This window comes from Pantoea sp. B65 (genome assembly GCF_047308185.1).
In the GTDB taxonomy this organism is placed as follows: domain Bacteria; phylum Pseudomonadota; class Gammaproteobacteria; order Enterobacterales; family Enterobacteriaceae; genus Erwinia.
This window is the reverse complement of record NZ_JAHXPU010000042.1, coordinates 1-19,330: the sequence shown is the minus strand read 5'-3', so window position 1 is coordinate 19,330 and position 19,330 is coordinate 1. Positions and strand designations below refer to the sequence as shown.

Sequence of the window (19,330 nt, the reverse complement as noted above, 5' to 3'; positions counted from 1 at the left end):
TTACATCATGCCGGGGGTATCAAGGCCAGATCCATCCACCAGCCGCGCATAGCGATATGGCGTCGGGTCGACTATCGGTTGTTGATTCATAATCAGATCGGCAGCCAGACGACCGGCTCCGGGTCCGATACCAAAACCGTGCCCGCTATAACCCGCAGAAATCACCAGGCCAGGCAATTGCGGTACGCCGGAGATCACCGGAATCGCATCCGGTGCGCTGTCGATCATTCCGCCCCACGCCTGCACCATGCGCAGATCCGCCAGCGCCGGATACTCTTTGCGCATTGCGGCAATGCCCTCCTGCACCAGCGCCAGATCGGCGTGCGGGTCGAGAATACGCACTTTTTCGAACGGCGATTGCGCATCAAACTGCCAGCGGCCCAGCGCTTCCGGCCCGCGATAAAAAGGCGCCAGACCAAGACGAATCTTCAGGTTTTTGCGCCGCGCTTTAAATGTTGGATAGAACTGACGCGCATAGCGCAATCCCTGCGCGCCGGGTTCTAAACGGCCACGGCCAGATACCGACACCGTATAGCTGCCATCCAGCTGTGGACGACAGGCAAAGCCCGGCGTATACAGCGGCATGCTAATCGCCTGCGCGATCGGGGCGGTACGAAAAGCCGTACCAATCACATTGCCCAGCGGCAGGTCGATACCATGACGACGACAGAACATTGAAGTCCAGGCGCCACCGGCACAAATCACACTGGCGGTTTTGATCAACCCGCGTTCTGTCCAGACGCCGCTGACCCGACCGGCCGCGATATCCAGCCCGCGCACCGCGCACTGCTGTACCACACAGGCGCCAAGGCGCTGGGCGGCGATGGCTAAACCCGGCGCCGCCAGCGACGGCTCTGCGTGTCCGTCGGTCGGGGACGAGACGCCCCCCAGCCATGCGCTGGTACTGCCCGGCGTCATCGCTTTTGCCTGTGCCGCGTTCAGAATATCGCTGCGCACGTCATAGCTTTTCGCCATTTTGCCCCAGTTATCCCAGGCGTCGATTTCACTCTGATCGCGCGTGGCGTAAACCAGGCCGGTACGCCGGAAACCGAGCTCTTCACCGGTCTCCTGGCCCAACTCTTCCCAGCGGCGCAGCGCATAGATAATTAACGGCAATTCACGCTCATCGCGGTTCTGCTGACGGCACCAGCCCCAGTTACGGCTGGATTGCTCGCCACCTACCAGCCCTTTTTCCAGCAAAACCACCTTTATGCCCTGTTTTGCCAGTTCGTAAGTCGCCGCAGCGCCGGCGATACCACCGCCAATCACCACCACGTCAGCGGATTCAGGGAAATACGCGTTATCCTGTACATATCGAATCGGTGCTGGCATTGCGTGTGTTACCTCGTTAAGCAAATTTTTGACAGGCGCGGTATAACTGCCGCCCCAGTGCCTGAGCAGAAAACATTAATGCATCCCGTTGGCGATATCGCTCTCTTCATGTTCATCCAGCCAGCCCTGCCGCAGTTCCGGCACCGCGCGTTTCAGGCGCTCATAGTAAAGATCGCTGGAGGTTTTGTCATAGTCGGCGCGCGCCACCTGAGCCACCATACGGCCACTTTTCACCACAATAATTTCATCACAGACTGAACGTACCGCATGCAGATCGTGGCTGATAAACAGTACTGACAGCCCCAGCTCGCGCCGCAGTTCGGTAATCAAATCCAGTACCGCAGCCGCCACCACGGTATCCAGTGCGGAGGTCACCTCATCGCACAGAATCAGATCCGGCTCGGCGGCCAGCGCCCGTGCCAGATTAACCCGTTGTTTCTGGCCGCCGGAAAGCGCCCACGGACGGCGCCACAATACAGTGCGCGGCAGGCGCACCAGATCCAGCAGCTCAAACAGCCGTTTCTCCAGCGCCGCACCACGTAAACCATGAAACAGTTTTAACGGGCGGGCGAGGATTTTTTCTACGCTGTGGGCTGGATTAAGCGCGGTATCAGCCATCTGGAATACATACTGAATGCGGCGTAGTTCATTTTCCGGCCGCTGTTGCAATGCACCGGCAATATAGTGACCATTAAACAAAATATGGCCGCCGGACGGCGTATTGATCCCGGCAATCGCATGAGCCAGCGTGGTTTTACCCGAGCCGGATTCGCCAATAATGCCAATCGCCTGGCCACGGAACAATTTGAAGTTAATATCCTGCAGGATCTTAATTTTGGGCTGACCGTTGCTGTCCAGCGGGCCGTAGCCAGCGGACAAATCGCGAACTTCCAGCATCGGCTGAATTCCGGCATCCGCCGCGCGCCAGGCGCTGTCGCGGCTCTTTTGCTGTGCCGCATCCAGTAATAAACGGGTGTATTCCGCCTGCGGCGCCTGCAGCAGCTTATCGGTGCTGCCATATTCGGCAATCGATCCTTTCAGCAATACCAGAATACGATCCGCCATCTGCGCCACCACCGCCAGGTCATGACTGACATAGATCGCCGTGGTGCCGCGCTGACGCACCACGCGACGAAATGCTTTCAGCACTTCTACCTGGGTGGTGACGTCGAGCGCGGTAGTCGGCTCATCGAGGATCACCACTTCCGGATCGCCAATCAGCGCCATCGCCGTCATCAGGCGTTGCAGCTGACCGCCGGAAACCTGATGGGGATAGCGGTCACCAATGGTGTCCGGGTCAGGCAACGCCAGCTCGCGAAACAGCTCCAGCGCTTTCTTCTTCGCCGCGGCCCGGTTCATCAGGCCATGGATCACCACCGGTTCAATAACCTGATCGAGAATTTTCATCGCCGGGTTAAACGAGGCCGCCGCACTCTGGGCGATATAGGCCACCTTGTTGCCGCGGAATTGACAAAGTTGTCCCGGCGTCAGCGCAGTGACATCAGTACCGGCGACATGGATGGTGCCTGCGGCGATATGGCAGCCATGGCGCGCATACCCCATCAGCGCCAGCGCAATAGTGGTTTTACCGGAGCCGGATTCACCGATCAGCGCCAGCACTTCCCCCTTCTGCACGGTGAAGCGAATATCAGAAACCAGTGAAACTTCATGGCCGTCGTCGGTCTTCGCCGTCACCCGCAGATTTTCCACCGACACCATTGGACGTGCGCTATGTGGCATAATATTCATGCAACCCCCTTCACCCAGTTCAGCGGACGCATCGCCTGCAAACTGTCAATAAACAGGTTGGCGCCAATGGTCAGACTGGCAATCGCCACTGCCGGCATCAGTACCGCCGGAGAGCCATCAAACAGCCCCTGTAGATTTTCCCGTACCAGGGTGCCCCAGTCCGCATACGGCGGCTGGACGCCGAGACCAAGAAAACTCAGCCCGCTTAACATCAGCACGATATAGACAAAGCGCAGACCGAAATCAGTCAGCATCGGATGTACCATATTCGGCAGAATATCGTGGATCGCGATATACCAGCGGCTCTCACCACGCAGCCGCGAAGCCTGGACATAATCCATTGAGCGCAGGCTGGAAGCCATGGCATAGGCAATACGATAGGCGCCCGGCCAGTAGGTAAATACCGCGGTAATAATCAGCATCGGCAACGAAGAGCCGAACACCGCGACAATCATCAGCGCCAGAATTTTGCCCGGCAGGATCAGCATTGCATCATTGATACGGCCAAGGATCTCTTCCAGCCAGCGGCCGGTAACCGCCGCCAGCAGCGCCAGTAAAGTGCCGACCAGGCTGGCCATTAGCGCGGCGCTTAGCGCCAGACCGATTGAGTAGCGAGCGCCAAACATAATCCGGCTGAGAATGTCGCGACCGAGATAGTCGGTGCCAAACCAGAATTCGGCGCTAAAGCCGCCGAACATCGCGCCGCCGCCAATATCCTCGAGATTGTGTGGCGCCAGCGCGGTGCCAAATATCGCCATAAAAACCCAGAACAGGGTAATCAGCAGACCGGTACGGCCGGCGTTATTCAGCGACTGGAAGAATCGTAAGGGCAACAGTAGCCTATTCATCAGCCCCTCCACTTTGGATTGAATGCGATAGTCAGGATGTCCGCAGCCAGTAACAGCACCAGATAGCAGACGGCGAAGAACATCACACACAGCTGCACCACCGGCAGATCGCGATTACTGACCGCATCCACCATCTGGCTGGCCAGACCGGGATAACTGAAGATACTTTCAATGATAATCACACCGCCAAACAGATAAGACAGGCTAAGCGAGACCGCATTGGCAATCGGCCCGACGGCATTCGGCAGCGCGTGGCGCAACATGGCGCGCAGCGGCGATACGCCTTTCAGCAATGTCATCTCCAGATAGGCACTGTCCATCTGATTGATAATCGCCGCCCGCGTCATCCGCGCCATTTGCGCCACCACCACGCAGCACAGGGTCAGCACCGGCAGCGCGTAGGTGCGCAAGAAGCCGGGCAGATCCTGATCCGGTGAGCCAATCGACATTGCCGGCACCCAGTGCAGCTTGACGGCAAAGACAATGACCGCGATGGTCGCCACCAGGAACTCCGGCACCGCCACCACCGCCATGGTGCTCAGCACCAGCGCACGGTCCAGCAGCGAACCGCGTTTCATGGCGGCGGTAATGCCGATCACCAGCGCCACCGGAACAGAGACCAGCGTGGTGGTGGCCGCCAGCTGAAAGGTGGCGGGAATACGCTGCGCCACCAGTTGCGTAACGGGTAAATTACTGGCGAATGAGGTGCCAAAATCGCCCTGAAGCATACCGGCAAGCCAGCTGAAATAACGCCACACCAGCGGCTGATCAAGTCCGAGCTGCTGACGCAGCGCGGCAATGGTTTCCGGCGTCGCCCCTTGTCCGAGGATCATCTGCGCCGCATCGCCCGGCAGCATGCTGGTGATCAGAAACACCAGCGCCGAGACGATCAGCAGCGTTAATAAGCCGGAGCCGAGGCGCCGCGCAATCAGTTTGAAAATGTACCGATTCATCGCCGTTCTCCTTATCAGGAAGCGAGCCAGGCAAACTCGTGGAAGCGATAGCCCATCATCATGCCTGATGGCCAGGCTTCAACGCCTTTCACTTTATTGCTGTGTCCATCCATGGTGCTGATAAACACCGGAATGATGGTGCCGCAGTGGTCATGCACCAGTTGCTGCATATCGCCATACATCTGTTTGCGTTTGCTTTGATCCTGCTCGCCGCGTGCAGCGGTTACCAGCTGATCAAACTGCTGGTTCTTCCAGCCGGATTCATTCCATGGCGCAGCAGAGTGATAGAACTGCGAGAACAGCATATCCAGCGTCGGACGCGGGTTAACGGAGCCATAGCCAATCGGATCCTTCATCCAGTGAGTTGACCAGTAACCGTCATACGGCACACGGCGCACATTGACATTCAACCCGGCGGAGCGGGCGATTTGCTGGATCAACTGCCCCCCTTCCACTGCGCCTTCGATATTTGGCGTGGTGATAATCTCAATTTTGGCCCCCACCATATTGGCCTTTTTCAGGTGGAATTTGGCTTTATCGAGATCCAGCGGACGCTGCGGAATATCTTTGTTAAACATCGGATGCCATGGCGGTACCGGGGTATCGTTACCAATATCGCCGTAACCCTGCATCACGGTTTTCTGCATCATTTCGCGAGGCTGCAAATATTTCATCGCCAGCACAAAATCCGGGTTGTTACCGGGTTTTTGATCGGTACGCAGAATCAGGTCGCTGTACATCCCTGATTTGGTCTCCATAATGCCGAACTGACCACTCTGCTTCAGACGTTTAACATCATTAGCCGACAGGGTGGAGACAATATGCAGGTCGCCGGACATCAGTGCGTTAACGCGCGCCGCCGGGTCGGTGACGCCCATCAGTTCGACTTCATCAAGATGAGGCAGCCCCGGTTTCCAGTAGTTTTTGTTTTTGCTGCCGACGGTGCGCACCCCCGGCTGGAAGGACTTCAGCACAAACGGGCCGGTACCAATGCCTTTACTGAAATCTTTGGTATTGTTCTGCACAATCAGGAACGAACTGGTCGCCAGGATCGATGGCAGGTCGAAGTTAGCCTGCTCAAGGGTGATATCCAGCTCCGTCGGGCTAACGGCGTTAAACTCTTTCATCTGCGAAGCAAGGGTAATTACCGTCGAGGCCACCGCCGGATCTTTATGGCGGCTAAGGGAGTAGATCACGTCTTCGCTGGTCAGCGCCTTACCGTCATGGAAGGTGACGCCCGGGCGTAGTTTGATATGCCAGTGGATGCCGTCGCTGCTGGTAATGGATTCTGCCAGCGCCGGTTGGGCGGTCAGGTTTTTGTCGAGCTCGGTCAGACCGCTATAGAACATAAACTGACGGCTGTAATCGCCGCTGTTGCTGCCTTTCGCCGGATCCAGGGTATCAGTCGCAGAGGAGTTGGCTACCGCCGCGCGCAGTTTACCGCCGGCTACCGGCGTTTCTGCGGCAAAGCTAAACTCAGGGAAACCAATCAGGCCAGTACTCATTACGGCGCCAGCCGACAACAGTTTCATCATGCCGCGTCGGGAGATCGACACATCGTTAATTGCCTGTGTTATTGCAGGATTAACCGGGCTAAATTCTTTACGAAATTTACTCATCTGCACACCCTCAAAAGTAAAACGTTCAGTGATTCAGGAGAGCCGATCCATAGCCTTGTAGTACAAGCCCGCTACGGGCAAAAACCAGGGTTTACCAAAATAGCCCGGTACAGCTGGCCAGCTGGCCCGCTGCCACGGATTCTCATTGGCTTTTTCTGCGATCAGGTCCGCCATCACTCGTCCCATCCACACCGACATCTGTGTGCCATGGCCGCTGTAGCCAAGCGAATAGAACACCCCTTCATGCTCACCGGCATGCGGCAGACGATCGGCGGTCATATCCACCAGCCCGCCCCAGCAGTAGTCGATGACTGGCGCAGTCAGCGCCGGGAACATTTTTTTCATTCCGGCCTGCAACACCTCGCCACTGCGCGCATCCGAGGTCGGGTTGCTGATGGCGAAACGTGCCCGGCCACCAAACACCAGACGATTATCCCGGGTGGTGCGAATGTAATTGCCCAGATTCAGCGAGGTGACATAGGTACGGTTATTCGGCAGCAACTGCTGCAACAATTCCGCTTCCAGCGGGGCGGTAACCACCACAAAACTGCCTACCGGAATAATGCGCCGCTGGAACCAGTCGAACGGCCCGATATTCGAGCAGCCGGTGGCCATCAGCACTTTCTCGGCGATAATCTCGCCGCTGGCGGTGCTAACGCGATGACGATAACCATTAAGACGGGTTAAACCGGTAACCGGCGTATGCGGATAAATTTTTGCGCCGCTGCGGACGGCGGCATTGGCCAGACCGACGCCAAACTTACCCATATGCATCTGCCCGCCATGTTGTTGCAGCAGACCGCCATGAAACTCAGTGGAATCAATCTCGCGCCGCACGTCATCGGCGCCTAACAGCTCAACATCGGGATCGACATGCCGGCGCATCATTTCGCAGGCCGCTTTTAGCGCAGGCAGATGCGAAGCTTTGCTGGCCAGTTTCAGCTTGCCGCAGCGCCGGAAATCGCAGTCAATCTGCTCGCTTGCCACCAGTTGCTGCACATAATCCACCGCACTGGCAAAAGCGCGATAATAGCGGCTGGCCTGCTCAACCCCGTGGCTTGCCACCAGGGCAGAAAAGTTTTGCGCTACGCCGGTATTACAGTGGCCGCCGTTACGCCCCGACGCCTGGCTCATCACCTGCGCGGCTTCCAGCACCACGACATTGATACCGCTACGCGCCAGATTCAGCGCCGCCGAGATACCGGTAAAACCGCCGCCAATCACCACCACATCGGCAGTGGCCGGCAGACTGCCTGCGGTCGCGCCGTCAAAGGTGGGTGCCGTTGCCTGCCAGAAGGATTCCAGTTTCATCGCCCTGCTCCTGTGTCCGGTTACAGTCCGACAACCGCCGGAAGACCGCCAATATCGTTAATTTCGCTATAACCAAAGTACGGATTACCGGCATCATGACCGCGTGCAACAAAGACTTTATTTTTGATGCCGAGATCATGGGCGGTCATCAGGTCATAGCGCAGGCTGGAGGAGACATGCAGAATCTCTTCCGGACCACAGTCCAGCTTATTCAGCATGTATTCGAAGCCCTTCATCTGCGGTTTATATGCCCCCACCTCTTCCGCGGTAATGGTCATATGGATCGGCGCACCCAGACGGGGCACATGGTTTTTAATCAGCTCATCCGTAGAGTTGGTCAGCAGCACCAGCGGAAACGCCTCAGCCACTTTTGCCAGCCCGGCAGGCACATCCGGGTGCGGCCCCCAGGTCGCGCAGGCGGTCATTACCGCGGCGCAATCCTGTTCAGTACACTCCACGCGCCACTTATTACAGGTCCGGTACAGCGCGTCAGCGACCACCAGCGGATAGAGTTTGAACGCCCCCAGCACTTCATCCATACGGTAGCGGGCGAAATCGGTGGTAAAAGCGCTCATCTGCTCAGGGCTGACGCGATCGGCGAAAATTGCCGCCGCCGCACCGGCCATATCAAAGTTGATCAAGGTGCCGTAGCAGTCGAAGGTGATAAATTTCGGTTTAAACACAGCCATTGCGCGACCTCTTCAGATTGTCGAATTAAGTTGGGTTAAAAATCGATCAGTACGCTTTTGTAGCGCTGACAGGCTTCAAACGCCTGACGGCCTAAATCTTTACCAATACCGGAACCCTGAAAACCGCCGGTCGGAATAATAAAATCGCCAGAACGGCCATAGCGGTTGATCCAGACCGTACCGGCGGCAATGCCGCGCATCGCGCGCAGAGCACGGTCGAGACTTTTGGTATGTACCCCGGCGCACAGGCCGTAAGTAGGATGCGATGCCAGCGCCAGACCTTCGGCTTCATCATCAAAAATCTGTACCGTCAGTACCGGGCCAAAAATCTCCTCCTGTACCGCGGGATTATCCTGGCTAACGCCGGTGATCAGCGTCGGCTGCCAGAAGTAACCGCCGCCAGTATCAGCAAAACGCTCGCCGCCGACCAGAATTTCAGCCCCCTGCTGCCGCGCGGCGGCGATCACCTGCTGCACTTTTGCCGCCTGCCGGGCATCGATCATCGGCGCATAGCGACTGCTTTCATCCCAGGTCACTCCCGGACGAAAGCCCTGACACAGTGCGGTCAGCCGGGCAATCAACGCCGGCGCAATAGCGCGTTGCACCAGCAAACGGGTACCGGCCACACAGGCCTGGCCGCCATTGGCGGTAAAGCCACGCACAATACGTCCGGCCACCTCATCAATATCGCCCGCATCATCAAACACTAACTGCGGGCTTTTGCCGCCCAGCTCCAGCGTGACTGGTTTCATGCCGTTAAAAGCCGCATCACTCATAATGCGGGCGCCCGTCTGGGTAGAACCGGTAAAAGAGACTTTACGCACCAGCGGATGCGCCACCAGCGCACTGCCGGTTACCGCCCCGCTGCCCTGGAGAATATTCAGCACGCCAGCGGGCAAGCCCGCCTGAATCGCCAGCTCCGCCATACGAATGGTGGAGAACGGCGTCAGTTCAGAAGGTTTCAGCACCACAGCATTGCCTGCCGCCAGCGCCGGACCACATTTCCACGACGCCATCGACAGCGGAAAATTCCACGGGGTAATCGCGCCGATAACGCCGTAAGGCTCCGCCACCAGCATGCCGAGACTGGCGGCACGGGTCGGCAACAGGTCGCCACTATATTTGTCAGCGCATTCAGCGTAGAAACGGATAGCCTCCGCGGTAAAAGGAAGTTCATGATGAATCACATCATGAATCGGACGCGTCGAACTTAAGGCTTCCAGCGGCGCCAGGTAGTCAGTATCCGCAGCAATCAGATCCGCCCAGCGGCGCAGTACCGCGCCGCGCTGGCGCGGCGGACAGCTGGCCCAGCCGCTCTGTTTAACGGCCCGGTCAGCGAGGGTTACCGCTTCGTCCACCAGCGTCGCATCAGCTTCATACAACCCGGCGACGGGCTTGCCGTCAGAAGGCCGGTTTACCAGCAAAGTATTGCCCTGACCGCGCAGATGCCTGCCATTGATATAATGGCCTGCCGGCAGGGCAATTTTATCGGGATCGAAACTTAACATGGATAAACCCTTATATTTATCGGCGGCCATTAATGCCTCTCCGACGCTATTTCAGCTTCCCCGCCCCGGCAGCGTGATTAATGCTGTCCAGACAGCCACCAAAAACTCTTTTCATCTTTGTTATTCAGTTAATGCAGAAAGTATGCCAGCACGTTAAAAAATAAAAATGCGTAAAGAAGGCGCTAAAAAAATTTTCTGCCGTAAATAAAGGCAAATTTTTCCAGATAAGCCGACAGTGTAAATAGATGATTTACATCACATTATAAGCGCACCAGCATAGAGCAAAGGCTGCTATTACTGCACCAAAACAGAGAGGGGGATTTTAACAATTGGCTGAAAAAGCGGCGTAAATAAAACAAAAAAAACGCCGACAATTTATTTATCGTCGGCGCTTTTCAAGGTGTTAGCGATTATTTTTGTTACAAGCTACCGAAATGAAATGCCTTAGATTCAAGATATTCCTCAATACCATGATGGGAACCTTCGCGACCGATGCCGGATAATTTAATGCCGCCAAAAGGCGCCACTTCGAGCGAAATCGATCCAGTATTAAATCCAACCATGCCAAATTCCAGCGCTTCGCCCACCCGCCAGGCGCGGCGAATATTTTCCGTAAAGAAGTAGGCGCCAAGACCAAATGGCGTATCGTTCGCCATGGCAATCGCTTCCTCTTCATGGTCAAAAATAAACAGCGGCGCCACCGGACCGAAAGTCTCTTCATCGGCAATGCGCATATGGCGTGTGACGTCACCCAACACCGTCGGCTGCACAAAGGTGCCGGCGCCGTGGCTGATCCCGCCGGTCAGCAGGGTCGCCCCTTTGCTGAGCGCATCCTCAATATGTGCATTCACTTTATCCACCGCGTGGCGGTTAATCAGCGGGCCGAGGGTGCTGCCGTCGGCAAAGCCGTCGCCGACCTTCAGTTTCGCCACTTCAGCCAGCAGACGTTCGGCAAAGCGCGGATAGATATTACGCTGCACCAGAATACGGTTAGCGCAAACACAGGTTTGTCCGGCATTACGGAACTTACTTATCATCACCCCGGCAATGGCGATATCCAGATCGGCATCATCAAAGATAATCAATGGCGCATTACCACCGAGTTCAAGGCTAAGACGCTTAATACTGTCGGCGCTCTGTTGCATCAGCAACTGTCCGACGCGGGTGGAACCGGTAAAGGAAATTTTCCGCACCAGACGGCTAGCGGTCAGCGCGCTGCCAATTTCCTGTGGCAGACCGGTCACCACCTGCAGCACACCATCCGGGATACCGGCACGTTGCGCCAGCTCCATCAATGCCAGCGCCGAAAGCGGAGTCAGTTCTGAAGGTTTAACAATAATCGGGCAGCCCGCAGCCAGCGCCGGGGCTACTTTGCGGGTGATCATCGCTATCGGGAAATTCCATGGCGTAATCGCCGCCGCGACGCCAACCGGTTGCTTCAGCACCAGGATACGGCGATCGTCAGTCGGGGCCGGAATGGTTTCACCGTAGATACGACGCGCCTCTTCGGCAAACCATTTCACAAAGCTGGCGCCGTACAGCACTTCGCCCTTGGCTTCCGCCAGCGGTTTACCCTGCTCTGCGGTCATGATGATCGCCAGGTCATCAGCATGGCGGATAATCAGCTGATGCCATTTTTCCAATAATGCTGCGCGCTGCGCGTTTGGCGTTTTTCCCCAGCTGATGCGAACCGCTTCGGCATGCTCAATGGCGCGTTCCGTCTCTTCTTTTCCCAGGGCAGGAATGGTGGCAATGGTTTGCAGCGTGGAAGGATTGATGACCGCCAGTGTTTCGCCACTGTGTGCGCCTTGCCACTCACCGGCGAAAAAGGCTTGCTGACGCAACAGGCCAGCATCTTGTAAACGTTGTTCTAGCATAGCGTCCCCTTTTGTCTGTTAACTTCACTGTAACGAACGGGGGAAATCAATGCTGCGCTATCTGCGCGTTACGCGCCATCGCCATGAGGAATTTGCCTGGCAAACGAAATTTTATGCTGCATGGCAGCAGTACAAATGCTCAGCACGGGCGGCAGAATATCTGAACCCTGCTGTCGGGGAGCCATTAATGGCTCCCGCCCGATGGCGGCAGCAGTACAAACCATTGATACGGAAGGAATATCTCAACCCCTGCTGTAGGGGAGCCATTAATGGCTCCCGCCCCGATGGCGGCAGCAATGCAAACCATTGATACGGAAGGAATATCTCAACCCCTGCTGTCGGGGAGCCATTAATGGCTCCCGCCCCGATGGCGGCAGCAATGCAAACCATTGATACGGGCGGAATAAATCGCGCCCCTACATGAGATGATGTCAGATTTGGAAATCGATAACCGGGGTTTCGTCTTCGCCCAGCGACAACGCCTGGCGCTTAATCTCTTCCAGTGACAGATTGGCGTTACATAATTCAAGGAATTGCCAGACATAATTACGCTGCAGCTGACCGCGCTTTAAACCCAGCCATACCGTATTGGATTCAAACAGATGTTTGGCCTCCAGCCGCGTCAGCGTGGAGTGCTGATCCAGTTCACACGCCTGGTCGGCTAACACCCCAACCCCCAACCCCAGCTCAACGTAGGTTTTCACCACGTCAGAATCCTGCGCGCTGAGGACGATATCAGGTTTTAAGCCGGCGGCATGAAACGCCCGGTCAACCCGTGAACGCCCGGTGATCCCCTGACGGTAAGTGATCAGCGGATAACGGCTGAGGGCATTCAGCGTCACCGGCTGCTGTTGCTCCAGTTCGTGGCCTTTCGGCACCAGCAGGGCATGATGCCAGCTGAACCACGGAAATGCCGCCAGTGCCGGGTTATTCACCACCTGCTCACTGGCGATACCGATATCCGCCTCCCCGGCCACCAGCATCGTCACAATCTCCTGCGGTGACCCCTGGTTTAGCTCAAGCCGTACATTGGGATAGAGCGCGCGAAAAGCTTTGATCACCCGCGGCAGGCTGTAGCGCGCCTGAGTATGGGTGGTGGCGATAGTCAGCACCCCGTTTGATTCATTGGTAAACACATCCGCCAGCCGACGCACTTTGCCTGCTTCATCAAGGATCCGTTCGGCAATGGTCAGCAAAGCTTTCCCCGGCTCAGTCATGCCCAACAGACGCTTACCGCGACGAATAAAGATTTCCACACCCAGTTCATCTTCCAGATCGCGAATGTGACGACTGACACCGGACTGCGAGGTGAAAAGTGCATTAGCGACTTCAGTGAGGTTAAACTCGCAACGGGCGGCTTCTTTGATAATTTTAAGTTGCTGGAAATTCACGCGCTTTTCCCCTCTATTATCTGCTAAGTTGCCTTTATGTTAAGGAAGCAAATTGATAGCAACAAATAATAAAAAAGGGTTTGTTATGCGATTTAGAGATAAGGAGTGAGCCGCTTCCGTGCGCGCCCAACAACTGGAGGGTAATTAATTAGCTCACTAACATCAGTTCACGATCTTCAACCAGCGGTTTATTCAGCAGCGACAGCAGAATATTTTTCACTGCCTGGGCAGAAGGCGAAAGTGGCAGACGCGCAGAGACATTCAGTGACAACGGCAGATTGAGCGACGGACTGTTAATCCGGGCCATCCACGCATTGGTGGCGCTAACCAGCGCACGTGCAGCGGATTCAGGTAGCACGGTAACGCCCATTCCGCTGGAGACGGCGGCAGTCAGGGTAGCAATAGATTCAATTTCACCAATAATCCGCGCGCTCAGACGACGCAGTGAAAACGCTTCATCAACGCGTTTACGTACCGCGCTGTAATCGCGTGGCAGGAACAGATTCATCAATGCCACATCGGCCAGATCGATGGTTGGACCCGGGCAGGTCGTGGCGCCCACCAGATACAATTCTTCTTTCATCAGCGGCATGCTGGTGATACCGGCCGTTGGCGCACGGTCATAAAGTACCGCCATGTCAAGCTGACCATTCATCACTTTTTCGTTTAATGACGCGCCGCTATTTTCATGCAGATAAACCAGTACGTCCGGAAATTGTTCACGCACCGTTTGTAGCAGTGGCATGGTCAGCGATGAGGCTGCAGTGCCAGGCGCCAGACCGATAGATACCTGGCCATTCAGCGATTGTCCGGCATTAATCACTGCCGTTTGCGCCTGCTCACACTGACGTAAAATGGTCCGCGCATGGGCATAGAGGATCTTGCCCGCTTCCGTTGGCGTCACGCCACGCTTGGTGCGAATCAGTAGTTGCTGGTCCAGTTCATTTTCCAGAGTCGCAACCTGCTGACTGAGTGCAGGCTGTGCAATATGCAACACTTCTGCTGCCTGAGTCAGGCTGCCGATATCGACGATTTTCACGAAATATTTGAGTCGTCTTAAGTTCATTTTGCCTCCGTAACGGATCCCCGAATGCCTGATTGCGGCTGTTAGAATTAGCTTTAACACTGGTGCAGCCATAAGATTGCAATATGCAGGCCAATTATTTCTGTAGCGGATAAAGTAGAAACAGGGCCGAGCTAACAGGCGGTAAAATAAGAGATTCTGATTACCCGGACGCAGATAATCAGTAGCGATAATAGCCATCAGGTCAGATGAGTGTGGTATGACGCACCATCGGAGTGCAAAGAATGCGTTAGTGATGTGCAGTGTAAACGTTACCAGCGAGCGAAAAATGGGCAAAAAAAGGCGGCATCGTAAAGATGCCGCCCGGAAAAATCCGCTGGTTAGCGTTTCTTGCGGTTACGATGCATATCAATGGATACAGCAGCGACAATAATTATGCCTTTAATAATGTCCTGCACGTAGGCATCGACACCAACAAAGGTAAAGCCACTCTTAATCAGGCCGAGGATCACCGCGCCGATCAGAGTACCGGTAATCCGCCCGACGCCCCCCATCAGGCTGCTGCCGCCGATAACCGCTGCCGCAATGGCATCCAGTTCGTAGGACATCCCCATACTTGACTGACCGCTGCTGACGCGTGCCGCCAGTACCACACCGGCCAGGCCGGACAGGCCCCCGGCAATGGTATAAACAATCACCAGGTACTTATTAACGTTGATACCGGATACTTTGGCGGAAGTCATGTTACCGCCGATGGCGTAAACATATTTCCCGTAGCGGGTATGCTTCAGGGCAATATGGAAAATCACCGCTACCACCAGAAAAATGATCACCGGCATCGCGCCCTGGCCTATCGCAGTAAAACCATCAGACAGGAAACTGATTGGATTCCCCTGCGTATAGTACTGCGCCAGACCGCGAGCCGAGACCATCATCCCCAGTGTGGCAATAAATGGCGGTATTCCCGTGCGGGTAATCAGAAAGCCGTTAACGATCCCGCATAACAGTCCGACCCCAATCCCGGCGACAATCGGTACCACTGCCGGCATATTGACCAGCGACGGAAACATGGGTGACAGGCTGTCAGAAGTTTGTGCCAGGCTGGCGGCGACCACCGCGCTAAGCGCGATCAACGAGCCGGATGAGAGGTCAATACCGGTGGTAATAATGACCTGAGTCACCCCCACCGCAATAATCCCGATAATGGCAACCTGAAGAACAATCAGTACCAGGCGATTTGGGTTCAGCAAAAAAGACTGATCGCGCACATACCAGCCGGAGATTTCAAAAATCAGCGCAATGCCGACCATGACCAGAAAGATACCAGTATCTTTCGGCAGTTTACTTTTTATATTCGCGAACAGTGAACTGCGCTCCACAGGCTGCTGCGAACTGACTTTTACGTTACTCATAATTTTCCCTCACGCCTTACTCAGATGCCAACGACATAATGGTTTCTTGATCGGCATCTTCTTTATTGAGAATGCCGGTAATACGACCTTCATGCATCACCATTACCCGGTCGCTCATGCCAAGAATTTCCGGCAGTTCAGACGACACCATAATGATGGCGACACCGCGGTTCGCCAGTTCACTGATCAGACGATAAATTTCTGCTTTCGCGCCAACGTCAATGCCGCGCGTAGGCTCGTCAAGAATCAGGATTTTGGGTTGTGCCAACAGCCAGCGTGCAATTAACACTTTCTGCTGATTACCGCCGCTGAGGTTATTGATAATTTGATCCATGGTAGGAGTTTTAATATTCAGCCGACGAATTTGCTCCATACAGTCTTTCGCCATCTGGATATGGCTGACAAAACCCGCACGGCTGATATATTCCGGCATATTGACGATGCTCATATTCTCCATCACCGACAACACCAGGAACAGTCCGGACTTTTTGCGGTCTTCTGTCAGAAACGCCAGCCCTTTCTCAATCGCCACCGACGGTGATTCGATTTTGGTCGGGACGCCGTCAATCAGCACCTCCCCACTGTCATACGATGTCATGCCGAACAGACTTTCCATCACTTCACTGCGTCCGGCACCGACCAGTCCGGCGACGCCGAGGATTTCGCCGCGGCGCACGCTGAAACTGACATCGTGAAACTTGCCTTTCTGCGTCAGGTTACGCACCGTCAGCACATCTTCACCGATATCGCTTTCGAACTTCGGAAACAGCTGGGTTAATTCGCGCCCCACCATCTGAGTAATCAGCGACTGGCGCGTATAACTGGCGGTATGGTCGCTGGCCACCCAGGCGCCATCGCGGAAAACACTGACTTCATCGGTAATGGCAAAGATCTCATCCATTTTATGGCTGATATAGATGATGGCTTTACCCTGCGTCCGCAGGTCACGAATAATGGTGAACAGATGCGCCACTTCGCCTTCGGTAAGGGCTGAAGTCGGTTCATCCATAATCACAATGTCGGCATTCCACGAGACTGCTTTGGCAATTTCCACCATCTGCTGTGCCGCGATACTCAGTTCACCCACCATCTGCTCGGCTTTCAGGCGAATATTCAGTTTGCTGAGCAGCGCCTGGGTCATTTTGTTAAGTTTGGCGTGATCGACAAAACCGAACCTCATTGGCTCACGACCTAACCAGATGTTCTCGGCCACCGTCATGTGCGGTACCAGGTTGAGCTCCTGGTGGATCATTGAGATGCCTGAACGCAGAGCGTCCAGGGTATCCTCAAACTGCACCGGCTCACCTTTAATGCGAATGATGCCGTCATCGGGACGGTAAATCCCGATGAGGCATTTCATTAAAGTCGATTTACCCGCGCCATTCTCCCCCATCAGAGCATGAACCGTTCCTGGCTTAACGCGTAACGACACCTTATTCAGTGCTTTTACACCAGGGAAAAACTTGCTGATGCCTTCGGCTTCAAGCGCATAAGCGGTCATACATCACCTCCGTACTGCCGGGTCAGAAACGATTATTTAAGGTTGCGATTGGTAAACTCGACGTAGTTTTCTTTCGTAATCAACTGATAAGGGATCATCACGTTCTTCTGCACTTTCTCGCCTTTCACCAGTTTGATAGCGGTTTGTACTGAACCTTCACCCTGCCCTTTGGCATCCTGGAACACCGTGGCGACCATTTTGCCGTTCTTGATCATCTGCAGGGCGTCAGGCGTACCATCCACACCGGCAATCAGCACATTGTTGCTGTTTTTACCCAGCGCCTGCAGGGCGCCAATCGCCATTTCATCGTTGTTCGAAGCGATGGCGTTGATATCATCACCCGCCGTCATCCAGTTACTGACCACATCCACCGCGTCGTTACGGGTAAATTTCGCGGTCTGTTTCTGCACAATTTTGATCCCCGGATACTTCGCTGCGACGGCTTCCACACCTTTAGTACGGTCGCGGGTCGCTTCATTCGCCAGGTCACCCAGCAGTATCGCCACGTTACCTTTACCGTTCATCGCTTTAGCCAGCGCTTCCATCTGTAAACGGCCTGCCAGTTCGGAATCGGAGCCAACGTAAGCCATTTTATCGGTCAGCGGCGCCTGTGGACGGCGGTTAACAAACACCAGTGGCACCCCGGCTTTTGCCGCCTGATCCATAATTGGTTTCACCGCATTGGTATCCACCGGGTTGACGATGATTGCGTCAACGCCCTGACCAATAAAGTTCTGTACCTGCTGCAGCTGCTGAGCAACATCGCCTTTCGCATCTTCAACTTGCCCTTGCACACCGTCTTTCTGCATCTCTTTCTGAATTGCGGTGCGCACGATGGTAAGGAAGTTGTCATCAAACAAGGCCATGGAGACGCCGACCTGAAGGTCTTTTGCAAAGACGGCGGTTGGCAACATACAAGCTAACATCGACGCTACGATCGCTTTTTTGAAGTTCATGGATAACCCTTATTATCGTTAACATGCGCAGGCTGGCTGGACGACGAATGAAAAATATCTTTTACATTCACTCAACCTCACCGTACGGCTTTATGAGTAGGTAGAGTACAGAGTCTCTGATTCTGCTGTTAAAATTGCTGCATACTACTTTTGTTCAACTTGTTGTTAATTAAAATTTAAATTTCAAAACTTTGTTTCATTTTACCGGGAAAAGTAACACAGGTTAGCAATTTAGTTTATTTGTTTCATAATAAGTACGTTTGAAACTTTCATAATAAAAGCACTGAAACGCGCGTTTTAAAATCAGCAAATAACAAAAATTTGACACACATCTAACATCTGCCCCGAAATCGCTTTAAATTGGGATCCAGTCAGCAGATTAGATTTCAGCCATAGCAGCCGGAAAAGCAGCAATTCGCTGTTTTTGCCAGCAAACGCACTGAAAAGGCGAATTCCACCTTTGACATTTGCCAGGGGCATCGTTAATATTCGCCCCGTTCCAACGATTCCTCTGTAGTTCAGTCGGTAGAACGGCGGACTGTTAATCCGTATGTCACTGGTTCGAGTCCAGTCAGAGGAGCCAAATTTTAGTTCTTATGCGTCCCTGCGAATCCTTATGTTTTAGCGATTCAACGGGATAGCGTAAAAACTCTTCCCGATGCGTTTTCAGTTTTCCCTCTGCATCGGGAACAACTGGTGGTCTGATCTGGGGTCTTTCACTTCGATAACGGAGCGACCCCAAAATGTCTCTTAGCGATGCGAAAATCCGCACTCTCAAACCATCATCAAAACCCTTTAAAGTTTTCGACTCACACGGTCTGTATCTGCTGGTCAATCCGACAGGTTCACGTCTGTGGTATCTCAAATATCGTTTCTGTGGAAAAGAATCGCGTCTGGCTTTCGGTCCGTGGCCGGTTGTTTCGCTGGCGGAAGCGCGTCAGCAGCGCGACGGTATCCGTAAATTGCTGCTGCAGGATATTGACCCGGTGCAACAGCGGAGCACAGCAAAAGCCGCCCGCGCCCGGGAAAATGCTTTTCAGTCAGTGGCGCTTAACTGGCACAGAAGCAACAGGACCTGGTCTGAAAACCATTCAGCCCGCCTGCTTGCCAGCATGAGCAATCATATTTTCCCGGTCATTGGGCATATTGCCGTAACAGAG

16 protein-coding genes and 1 tRNA gene are annotated in these 19,330 nt (G+C 54.6%); 3 read left to right on the top strand and 14 right to left on the bottom strand.

All coding sequences use genetic code 11. The features are described from left to right. From JWF83_RS21450 to JWF83_RS21410, 9 genes are all read right to left on the bottom strand, one after another. Positions 1-1,332 carry an NAD(P)/FAD-dependent oxidoreductase gene (locus tag JWF83_RS21450; RefSeq protein ID WP_413652516.1) on the bottom strand — a complete coding sequence of 444 codons (1,332 nt, stop codon included), beginning with the start codon at positions 1,330-1,332 and terminating at the stop codon, positions 1-3. A gap of 75 nt (positions 1,333-1,407) precedes the next feature. After that, positions 1,408-3,081 carry an ABC transporter ATP-binding protein gene (locus tag JWF83_RS21445; RefSeq protein WP_413652514.1) on the bottom strand — a complete coding sequence of 558 codons (1,674 nt, stop codon included), beginning with the start codon at positions 3,079-3,081 and terminating at the stop codon, positions 1,408-1,410. Then, positions 3,078-3,929, bottom strand: a complete 852-nt coding sequence (locus JWF83_RS21440; RefSeq protein ID WP_413652512.1) for an ABC transporter permease — start codon at positions 3,927-3,929, stop codon at positions 3,078-3,080. Before JWF83_RS21440 ends, JWF83_RS21445 begins: the two co-directional genes overlap by 4 nt. After that, entirely contained in the window at positions 3,929-4,882 is a 954-nt protein-coding gene (locus JWF83_RS21435; protein WP_413652510.1) for an ABC transporter permease, read from the bottom strand. Before JWF83_RS21435 ends, JWF83_RS21440 begins: the two co-directional genes overlap by 1 nt. 14 nt (positions 4,883-4,896) lie before the next feature. Then, positions 4,897-6,501, bottom strand: a complete 1,605-nt coding sequence (locus JWF83_RS21430; RefSeq protein ID WP_413652509.1) for an ABC transporter substrate-binding protein — start codon at positions 6,499-6,501, stop codon at positions 4,897-4,899. 33 nt (positions 6,502-6,534) lie between these two features. After that, a complete protein-coding gene (locus JWF83_RS21425; RefSeq protein WP_413652507.1) occupies positions 6,535-7,812 on the bottom strand; it encodes an NAD(P)/FAD-dependent oxidoreductase in 1,278 nt (425 codons plus the stop codon). A gap of 20 nt (positions 7,813-7,832) precedes the next feature. After that, positions 7,833-8,501 (bottom strand): haloacid dehalogenase type II, encoded by a 669-nt coding sequence (locus JWF83_RS21420; protein ID WP_413652505.1) that lies wholly within the window; start codon positions 8,499-8,501, stop codon positions 7,833-7,835. Between the two features lie 35 nt (positions 8,502-8,536). Continuing rightward, complete coding sequence (locus JWF83_RS21415; protein ID WP_413652503.1) at positions 8,537-10,009, bottom strand: aldehyde dehydrogenase family protein; 1,473 nt, start codon at positions 10,007-10,009, stop codon at positions 8,537-8,539. A 419-nt stretch (positions 10,010-10,428) separates the two neighbouring features. Next, positions 10,429-11,886 carry an NAD-dependent succinate-semialdehyde dehydrogenase gene (locus JWF83_RS21410; RefSeq protein ID WP_413652502.1) on the bottom strand — a complete coding sequence of 486 codons (1,458 nt, stop codon included), beginning with the start codon at positions 11,884-11,886 and terminating at the stop codon, positions 10,429-10,431. Positions 11,887-11,935: 49 nt separating this feature from the next. Between JWF83_RS21410 and JWF83_RS21405 the strand changes: the two genes are divergently transcribed. Then, positions 11,936-12,196, top strand: a complete 261-nt coding sequence (locus JWF83_RS21405) for a hypothetical protein (RefSeq protein ID WP_413652501.1) — start codon at positions 11,936-11,938, stop codon at positions 12,194-12,196. Between the two features lie 121 nt (positions 12,197-12,317). Here the strand turns inward: JWF83_RS21405 and cbl are convergent, their stop codons facing one another. The 5 genes from cbl to JWF83_RS21380 all read right to left on the bottom strand — a co-directional run bounded on the left by cbl (position 12,318) and on the right by JWF83_RS21380 (position 18,170). After that, the gene (cbl, locus tag JWF83_RS21400; RefSeq protein WP_413652499.1) at positions 12,318-13,277 is read right to left on the bottom strand and encodes an HTH-type transcriptional regulator Cbl; all 960 of its coding nucleotides are present in this window, start codon (positions 13,275-13,277) and stop codon (positions 12,318-12,320) included. Between the two features lie 148 nt (positions 13,278-13,425). Continuing rightward, entirely contained in the window at positions 13,426-14,343 is a 918-nt protein-coding gene (gene nac / locus JWF83_RS21395) for a nitrogen assimilation transcriptional regulator NAC (RefSeq protein ID WP_413652497.1), read from the bottom strand. A 338-nt stretch (positions 14,344-14,681) separates the two neighbouring features. Further along, the gene (locus tag JWF83_RS21390; RefSeq protein ID WP_413652495.1) at positions 14,682-15,713 is read right to left on the bottom strand and encodes an ABC transporter permease; all 1,032 of its coding nucleotides are present in this window, start codon (positions 15,711-15,713) and stop codon (positions 14,682-14,684) included. 16 nt (positions 15,714-15,729) lie between these two features. Next, complete coding sequence (locus JWF83_RS21385; RefSeq protein ID WP_413652493.1) at positions 15,730-17,214, bottom strand: sugar ABC transporter ATP-binding protein; 1,485 nt, start codon at positions 17,212-17,214, stop codon at positions 15,730-15,732. Positions 17,215-17,246: 32 nt separating this feature from the next. Further along, entirely contained in the window at positions 17,247-18,170 is a 924-nt protein-coding gene (locus JWF83_RS21380) for a sugar ABC transporter substrate-binding protein (RefSeq protein ID WP_413652492.1), read from the bottom strand. A 507-nt stretch (positions 18,171-18,677) separates the two neighbouring features. Between JWF83_RS21380 and JWF83_RS21375 the strand changes: the two genes are divergently transcribed. Together JWF83_RS21375 and JWF83_RS21370 are read left to right on the top strand one after the other, a co-directional pair. Continuing rightward, positions 18,678-18,753, top strand: a tRNA-Asn gene (locus tag JWF83_RS21375). 160 nt (positions 18,754-18,913) lie between these two features. Beyond that, positions 18,914-19,330: Arm DNA-binding domain-containing protein (locus tag JWF83_RS21370; protein ID WP_413652491.1), on the top strand; the 417-nt coding region annotated here is incomplete at its 3' end.

Bases quoted from the DNA above. Each gene is read 5' to 3' on its own strand.
- JWF83_RS21385 (WP_413652493.1), bottom strand. From the start codon at position 17,214: ATGACCGCTTATGCGCTTGAAGCCGAAGGCATCAGCAAGTTTTTCCCT.
- JWF83_RS21425 (WP_413652507.1), bottom strand. From the start codon at position 7,812: ATGAAACTGGAATCCTTCTGGCAGGCAACGGCACCCACCTTTGACGGC.
- JWF83_RS21450 (WP_413652516.1), bottom strand. From the start codon at position 1,332: ATGCCAGCACCGATTCGATATGTACAGGATAACGCGTATTTCCCTGAA.
- nac (WP_413652497.1), bottom strand. From the start codon at position 14,343: ATGAACTTAAGACGACTCAAATATTTCGTGAAAATCGTCGATATCGGC.
- JWF83_RS21445 (WP_413652514.1), bottom strand. From the start codon at position 3,081: ATGAATATTATGCCACATAGCGCACGTCCAATGGTGTCGGTGGAAAAT.
- JWF83_RS21380 (WP_413652492.1), bottom strand. From the start codon at position 18,170: ATGAACTTCAAAAAAGCGATCGTAGCGTCGATGTTAGCTTGTATGTTG.
- JWF83_RS21440 (WP_413652512.1), bottom strand. From the start codon at position 3,929: ATGAATAGGCTACTGTTGCCCTTACGATTCTTCCAGTCGCTGAATAAC.
- JWF83_RS21390 (WP_413652495.1), bottom strand. From the start codon at position 15,713: ATGAGTAACGTAAAAGTCAGTTCGCAGCAGCCTGTGGAGCGCAGTTCA.
- JWF83_RS21405 (WP_413652501.1), top strand. From the start codon at position 11,936: ATGCTGCGCTATCTGCGCGTTACGCGCCATCGCCATGAGGAATTTGCC.
- JWF83_RS21410 (WP_413652502.1), bottom strand. From the start codon at position 11,886: ATGCTAGAACAACGTTTACAAGATGCTGGCCTGTTGCGTCAGCAAGCC.
- JWF83_RS21430 (WP_413652509.1), bottom strand. From the start codon at position 6,501: ATGAGTAAATTTCGTAAAGAATTTAGCCCGGTTAATCCTGCAATAACA.
- JWF83_RS21435 (WP_413652510.1), bottom strand. From the start codon at position 4,882: ATGAATCGGTACATTTTCAAACTGATTGCGCGGCGCCTCGGCTCCGGC.
- JWF83_RS21420 (WP_413652505.1), bottom strand. From the start codon at position 8,501: ATGGCTGTGTTTAAACCGAAATTTATCACCTTCGACTGCTACGGCACC.
- JWF83_RS21415 (WP_413652503.1), bottom strand. From the start codon at position 10,009: ATGTTAAGTTTCGATCCCGATAAAATTGCCCTGCCGGCAGGCCATTAT.